Origin of the sequence: Roseateles sp. 22389, assembly GCF_052044995.1 — a bacterium.
GTDB lineage: Bacteria > Pseudomonadota > Gammaproteobacteria > Burkholderiales > Burkholderiaceae_C > Roseateles.
This window is the reverse complement of the sequence record NZ_JBQEOF010000036.1, coordinates 1-7,396: the sequence shown is the minus strand read 5'-3', so window position 1 is coordinate 7,396 and position 7,396 is coordinate 1. Positions and strand designations below refer to the sequence as shown.

3 protein-coding genes are annotated in these 7,396 nt (G+C 72.6%); 2 read left to right on the top strand and 1 reads right to left on the bottom strand.

Annotated elements, in window-relative coordinates; genetic code table 11:
• Nucleotides 1–117: 117 nt before the first annotated feature.
• Complete coding sequence (locus ACTJKJ_RS27065) at nt 118–1,140, top strand: hypothetical protein (RefSeq protein WP_440823247.1); 1,023 nt, start codon at nt 118–120, stop codon at nt 1,138–1,140.
• A gap of 257 nt (nt 1,141–1,397) precedes the next feature.
• On the opposite strand, the gene ACTJKJ_RS27060 is transcribed toward ACTJKJ_RS27065, so the two are convergent.
• Nucleotides 1,398–3,092 (bottom strand): HrpF/NolX family T3SS translocon protein, encoded by a 1,695-nt coding sequence (locus tag ACTJKJ_RS27060; protein ID WP_440823245.1) that lies wholly within the window; start codon nt 3,090–3,092, stop codon nt 1,398–1,400.
• Between the two features lie 238 nt (nt 3,093–3,330).
• Between ACTJKJ_RS27060 and ACTJKJ_RS27055 the strand changes: the two genes are divergently transcribed.
• Entirely contained in the window at nt 3,331–7,167 is a 3,837-nt protein-coding gene (locus tag ACTJKJ_RS27055; protein ID WP_440823243.1) for a hypothetical protein, read from the top strand.
• The last annotated feature ends 229 nt before the right edge of the window (nt 7,168–7,396 follow it).

The window sequence follows — 7,396 nt, the reverse complement described above, 5'->3', positions numbered from 1 at the left end:
GCCGCCGCGAACGCGACGACCACGCCCGCGCCGGTCGCGACGCCCGGCAGCCAGTCGTTCTCCGCGCTCGCGACCCGGCCGTCCACGGCGCCGGCGCAGCTCGCGCCGCGGCGTGAGTTGTCCACCTTGCCACCCGGCGCCGACGTGGCTGGCGGCGCGGCGGCGCTGGACGCGCTCGCGTTCAAGGGCGTGATGCGCGATGGCGACGCGTGGCGCACCGCCTGGCGCGAGCTGCAGCAGCTGCCCGCGGGTGAATGGGCGCCGGCGCTGCAGCAGCTGGAACGGCTCGAGCAGAAGACCGCCCTCGCCTTGCGCGGTTGGGAGGCGCAGGATCAGAAGTCGCCGCTGTCGCCGGAGCAGCGCGACCACGTCGTGGCCTTGCAGGACCTGCTCTGGGGCGTCCGCGATGGGCAGGCGCTGCTCGCCGCCGCGAGCGCCGGAGGACCGGTCACGCCGATGCAGCTGGCGCGGCAATTCGGCCTGAGCCCGGATGCGGCCTCGCACAGCCCCGTGGCGGCAGGCGCCGCGCCGCTGGAACTGCCCGAGCGGATGGCGCTCAGCCTGTACAGCGTCAACAGCCAGGTGCAGATGCTGCGCGAGCCGGTGTTGAGCCGCGCCTTCCACGCGATCAACGCCGCGCTGCGTCATGACCAGCCCGAGATGCAATGGGCGCTGCAAGGCCTGACGCAGCCGCTGCTCAGCGGCCTGGCGCGTCTGCCCGCGGTGCAGGAGCCGGTGATGCGCGGCCTGTGGCTGCCCGGGCCGGATGCGCTGGCCGCGGTGGCGGACCGAATGCAGCCGGGCGCCACGATCGACACGAAGGAGATCCTCACCGGCAGCCGCGAGGCGCCTTATCCGGGGCAGGTCGTGTTCACGATGACGCCGCTGGCGCAAGGCACGAAGGCGCGGGACACGTCGGCCTTCAGCTATGCCGAGGAACAGCGGGAGGCGGCGTTCGCGCCCGGCGCGCGCTTCGCGGTCGCGTCCGCGGAGGTGTTCGAGCCGGGGCGCAAGGGCGAGGCGAAGCTGGACCTGTCCGACGCGCTGACCGCGTCGTCCGGCCGGTCCTGGCAGGCGCTGCGGGACCAGCCGCTGCTGAAGGTGGCGCTGCAGGAGCTGCCGCCGGCCGATCGGTCGTGAGGGGTGGTGGCGCCGTTCACGCCAGCGCGCGAACGTCCGCCAGTGGCTGACTGAGCGAGAGCAGCCCTCACCCCTGCCCTCTCCCGCAAGCGGGAGAGGGAGTCTCGTAGCACCGCGCGCTCGGACAACGCCGTCGAGCGCTGACACCTTCTGCCAGATCGCTAGCGCCGTCTGCCACATCGCTGGCGCCGTCTGCCACATCGCTGACAGCACCCGCCACAGGCGGCATCCACCACACCGCCGGGTCGCGGCCCGAGTTACTCCCTCTCCCGCGGTGCGGGAGAGGGTTGGGGTGAGGGTCGTCGCAGCATGAGCTCCTCGGCCTTGGGCTTCACCACCTCGTTGAACACTTGCTTGCCGGTTTCCTTGACCGCCGCCTTCGCGGCCGTCTTCCCGACCACGCTGGCACTCGCGGTGACCGCCTTGCCCGCCCCGGGCGCGGTCAGCACGCTCAGCGCATTGCTGCCGAAGCTCTTGCCCGCATTGGCCGCGGCCTTCTTCACATCGCCCCCGTCGATCGCCGTGCGACCGACATCCAGGCCACCAGCGATCGCGTTCGACACCATCGATCCGACCGCCGCCACCTGGCTCAGGATCGGGATCTTCAGCGCCGCGATCGCCCCCAAGGTCGTCGAGCCGATCTTCTCGAAGATCGAGAATCCCTTCATCACCCCCGTCACGACGCGCCGCAACTTGCCGCCCTTCTCCGTGCGCGGATCGGGCTGGTTCCAACGGCCATCGACCATCTCGCGCACCGCCGCCGGATCGCGCCAGGGAAAGGGCCGCACGGGCGGCTCGATGTCCACCTCGCCATCGGCCGGTCGCTCCGCGCGCCGCTCCACGGCGGGCGGCGCCACAGGCGGCGGACCCTCGGTGCGATCGACGCGCTCCAGAAACCGGCGCAGGTCGTTGCGCCCGATCCGGCCATCGTCCGAGGAGCGCCAGGCGTTGCTCTTGTGCCCCCGCTCGGCGTTGTCGAGCAGCCCGAACAGCACCGGATCGCCCAGCAGCACCAGCGCCGCCTCGGTGTGCGCGCGCGGCCGCTGCGGGTCCTCGGCGATGCGGCGCAGCTTGTCGCGGTCGAACAGCCGGCCGTCGAAGAAGTCGTCCGCATGGCGCTCGATCGTGCGCACCGCGCGGCGCTCCTCGGGCCGCAGCCGGATGTGGCCGGCCAGCGCGTCGGCCAGCGCGGCGCGCGGGATCGCCTCGTCCTGTGGCCGCCCGGTGATGCACTCCCATTCCTCGGGATGGCTCGCCAGGTAACGCGCCGCGGCGATCACCTGCGGCGGCCGCCGGTCCATCGGCAGCGTGCCGTCGACCAGCTCCCGCAGCGTCTCCAGCGAGGTGGTCTTCGGCAGGTAGTCGGAATACTTGTAGAGCTCGCGCGCCGCGTCGTGACGGGTCATCTCCCGCACCGTCCCGCCACCGTCGGACGGCAGGTAGTTGTGGCGGAAGCTCTCCGCGCGGCGGCGGTTGTAGCGGATCAGCTCGGTGGACTCCGCGACCGTGTGCAGGTCGGTCCGGCCGATGCGGCCATCGGTGCGCCCGTTGCTCGCGCTGTCCAGGCCATCCTTCAGTTCCTCGTCCGACAGCACCGTGCGCAGCGCGCGACCGAGCTCCGGCGCGGTGCGCGGATCGTCGGCGATGCGCTGCAGGTCCGGGACGGACTTGGGCTTCTCGAACAGGCGCTCGTTGCGCTGCAGCGTGGACACCGCCTGCAGGCGATTCATCGGCACCGGCACCGGATCGGAGAACTCCGGCACCGGCGCCGGGCTCGCGCTGTCCGGCTCATCGCCGGACCGTCGCAGCGAGAGGGTCACCGCGGCATCCAGCCGCTGCCGCCACTCCGGCGACAACCCCGGCCCGCGCTCCGCCAACGGCTCCGGCACCGCGCCGAAGTTCGGCGGCAAGGGCATGGCGGGCAGTCCCTGGTTCGCGATCGACGGGGGCATGAAGGTCTCCAGAAGCTGACGTCATTGAGGCGGGCAGCCGGGCGCCCGATCGATGCATGGTCCCGGGCCACGTCATCGCGCTTTCGCGGTGGGCCGAAGTGCCGGGCGGGCAGGCGAAGGGGCCCGCGCGGCGGCCAGGCGTGTTTCGCATCGACGGTCGCGGCTTCGCGTGCTCCCCGCGCCGGTGCCCGTTCGCACCGAACCTGGGCGTTTCAACAACAACACCAGGAAGGCCCCCATGTCCTCGGACACCTCGATCACCCGCAGCCCCGCGACCCTGTTGCCGCCCGGCGCCTCCACCAGCTCGCAGCCGTCGACGCCGGAGCCCGCGACCCTCTCCCAGCCCACGGCGGAGTCCTCGACCTTCACCGGCCTGCGCCGTCGCCGACAGCCCCAGGGGGACATCGAGACCGGCGACCTGCGCGGCGGCGACGGGTCCATCGGCGTGTCCACCGCCGTGGCGCCGCAGCTGCGGTGGCGCCAGGTGCCCTATGGCTCGGAGAAGCACCATCCGCTCACGACCACGGTCACGGTGTCCGGCTATCAGGTGAAGAACCACCTGTCGGCGGGCGGGCCGCCCGGCGAGATGCCGCTGGCGCCGAAGTTCCCGTCGCTGGAGGTGGACCGGTTCGATTTCTCCGTGCCCGCCGGACGCGACGCGCAGCTGAAGACCGCGGCGAGCCTGCTGGAGACGCCGGCGCTCGACCGGTGGCTGGGCGCGGAAGCCACCGCGGCGCCGGTCGCCGACGGTCCCTCCGGGTCGGCCGGGGCCGCGCTGCTGAAGATGGCGGGCGACGCGACCCGGACCGCGACCGGCGTGGCCGTCGCGGCGGTGCAGTCGGTGGGCCTCTGGGCTCGCGCCACGCCCACGCTGTCCGACATGGCGCCCGCCGAGGCCCGCGCCGCGGCCGCTTCGGGGGCACCGCGGCTCGACACCCGCGTGAATGAGCAGAAGGCGCTGATCGCCTTGGCCGGTGCCCAGTACGCGGCACGCGGCATCGAGGTCGAGGTCGACAAGTCCGTGCTCTGCCTGCAGGCCGCCGCCGAGGACAAGGGCCCCGCCTTGCGCGACTTCGTCGACGGCTTCAAGCCGCTGCTCCATGCGCTGCACGGGTTGCCCGGGGAGGCGTCCGGCCCGCAGCGCGATGCCGCCCGGCAGGCGGTGGACGCCCACAGGGCCCTGCTGCCCGCCCTGGATCTTCCGGGGGACGTGGCGCCCTTGCTGGGCCAGGTGCTCGACAAGCTCGACCACGCCTTGGCGAGCGGGGCCCAGGCCCTGCATCGCCATGCGGACGCGCGGCGGGAACTCAACGCGCTGCAGGATCAGCGCATGGGCGCCGTCATCGAACAGGGCGCCGCCCTCAGTCCCGAACTGGGCCAGGTCCTGGGATCGGTGGCCGACCGGCTCCGCGCGCGGCCCGCCAAGGAGGACCAGCTGCCGCGCGACACGGCGCTCGAGAACATCTTCAGCGCCAGCGTCGTCGCCTTCGGCCAGCGGGGCGAGACGGGCCGGCTCGCCCTGGACGGCCCGCAGGGACAACAGGCGGCGCCGGCGCTGCAGACGCTCGGAACGCTGGACGTCCGGCGGCTCGCCGACGCGGCGGCATCGCCCGAATCGCGCTCGTCCGCGGAGTCCGCCGCCGTCGCGCTGGCACGGGAGGTCGCCGTGCTGCCGCGCGGCATCGAGATGCTGTCCGCGCTGATGGCGCCGCCGGAGCCTGGCGCGCCCAAGGTGGACAAGGAAGCGGTCGCCCGTCGCGACGCCGCCTTGCGCGTGCTGTTCTCGGCCGACGCCACGCTTGATGCGTCAGGCGCTCCGAACGCCACGCCTGGGATTCCCGCGCAGGCGCGCACCGCCGCCGCGGCCGTGCTGCAGACCTCGGACTTCAAGCTGGACGGACTGGATGCCGACCTCCGGCGCGCGTTCAACGCGGTGCGCAACGCCTTCTTCGACGAGGGCCCGGGCAGCTCGCTGCAGAAGGCCGACGACTACCTGAAGGGGCTGACGACCGACATGCTGTCCAGCGTGTCGCGCGAGAACGGCGTGATGGGGGCGCTCGCGCGGGCCCTGCCCATCGGCGGCGCCACGGCGCTGAACCCGTCGGCCGTGGGCTCGGCGACCCGCACGCTGGCGCAGGCCGGCCTGATCACCGGCACCCAGGAGGCGGTCGACGCCATGAGGACCGCCATCGACACGCTGCGCGACAACGACACGGCGCTGCCGGCGGAACGCGCGCTCAAGACGCTGGCGCGGGCGCTGGACGCCGCCGTGCCGGACGGGGCGCCGGAGCGGATCGTCAACGCGGCGATCGCCGAGGTCCAGGTCCCGGAGCGCTTCGGTCTGGATGAACGCACGCTGGCGCAGCATCCGGCGCTGTCCGGGACGTGGGAGCGTTATGCCGCCGGCCAGGTGACGCCCGCGGAAGCGACCCACCAGTTGGCGCGCATCGCCGCCACCGACCTCACGGAAGCCAAGGAGCCCGATGCGGCCAAGGCGGTGGGCGCGTTCCGCAAGACGCTGGACCGCGCCGTCGGCTCCGCGATCTGGAACCGCGGCCAGATCGACGACAAGCAGCAGCTGCTGGACGGCCTGATCTCGATCGGCCGGCTGATGTCGCTGCGGGACAAGTTCAAGTTCAGCGGCGGCAACAGCTACGGCTTCGACACCTCCAAGGTCCAGCTGGGCTTGAGCCAGGCCGGCATGCCCGATCCGATGTCCCTGACCCTGCGGCTGGCCGCGGCGGGCAAGTACCAGCACGACCTGGTGATGGAGATCGGCATGACGACGCAGGCCTACTACCTCACCGTCGGCACGCAGAGCACGGTGGGCGCCAAGCTCGGCGGCGGGGTCGGCATGTCGCTGAAGCAGGACTTCGACCTGGTGTCGGCCGGCATGCGCATGGCGGACCTGACCGCCACCGGCAGCTACGAGAACCAGTGGCAGAACGGCCTGCTGGCCCGCGTGCCGCGCGACAAGACGACCGAGGCGACGAACCAGCGCGAGTTCGAGGACATGCTGCGCAGCGCGGTGCTATGGCAGGAGAAGGGCCATGCCGGTCCCGTCGACGCGATCCTGTCGACCGTCGACGCGGCCTCGCTCAACCTGCTGGGCCAGTACAACCGCGAATCCAAACGGGGCGAGCTCGCGGGCAACGTGCTCAGTCCGCAGCTGGCCATTTCCCGGCCCGTGCCGGGGCAGCCGCAGGAGGCGGCGCCGCCCACCGCGGGCACGGCGGCCGCGCCCGGGCCCTCCGCGGTGCCGGACGACACGGCGCAGGTCGCGCAGGCGCGCGGGGCCTGGCTGCAGGGCCGCAGCCAGGGCGAGGTGCGCCAGACCGTGGCCGAGGAGGCCTCGGGCCATTACCGCTACCAGGAGGTGAAGGCCGGCGTGCGGACCCTGCGGCAAACCGGCGCGGCGGCCAGCCTCAGCGTGCGGCTGAAGGACCTGGGCGACGGCAGGACCGTCAATGCGGGCGACGTGGCCGGCGCCAGCCGGAGCGCGGACAGGGTCGGTGGCGTCGAGGTGACCAAGCGGCTCGTCACGATGGACGGCGTGACGGCGCCGATGCGCAGCCGTCGCGTGAGCGAGTTCCTCGACCTGCCACGCTTCGAGCAGGCCGCGGAGGGCGACCGGGCGCGCTGGATCAACCACGGCAACACGTACACGAAGTTCCCCAGCGACTTCAAGCCGGCGCCGGAGGACTTCCGCCTCCGGCAGCAGGCGTCGGAGGCCGACTTCAAGCAGTTCTTCCAGGATGCGGCGGTGCTGGACAACCAGTTCAAGCAGTACCTGGTGGTGGACTGCCTGCAGGTGCCGGCCGCGGCGGCCGTCGACGGCTACGACGCGAGCATCGCGCTGGCCCGCAAGCTCGGCCAGCACGAGGACGCGGCGGCGATGCACGCCGAGCGCGAGGCCTTCCTGGCGGACGAGTCGACCTGGCAGCCGCGGCGGCTGGTGATCAACAACGTGTTCAACACCGCCAACCAGCCGGGGGTGTCGCTGCTCGGCCTGGAGATGCGGGTGTCCGACAACTCGGAAGGCGCGCACAACGACGTGCTGTTCCCCCGCGGTTGAGGGAGGCGGNCTCCCGCAAGCGGGAGAGGGAGCAATACCCACCGCGCTCCTCTTGCACCCCTCCCCGCAAGCGGAAGCGCAGCGCTCCTCTTGCACCGCCGCGCTCCTCTTGCACCCCTCCCCGCAAGCGGGAGCGCAGCGCTCCTCTTGCACCGCCGCGCTCCTCTTGCCCCCTCTCCCGCTTGCGGGAGAGCAACTGTGTTCCAAGTCAAGCGCTAATCAGGCTAGC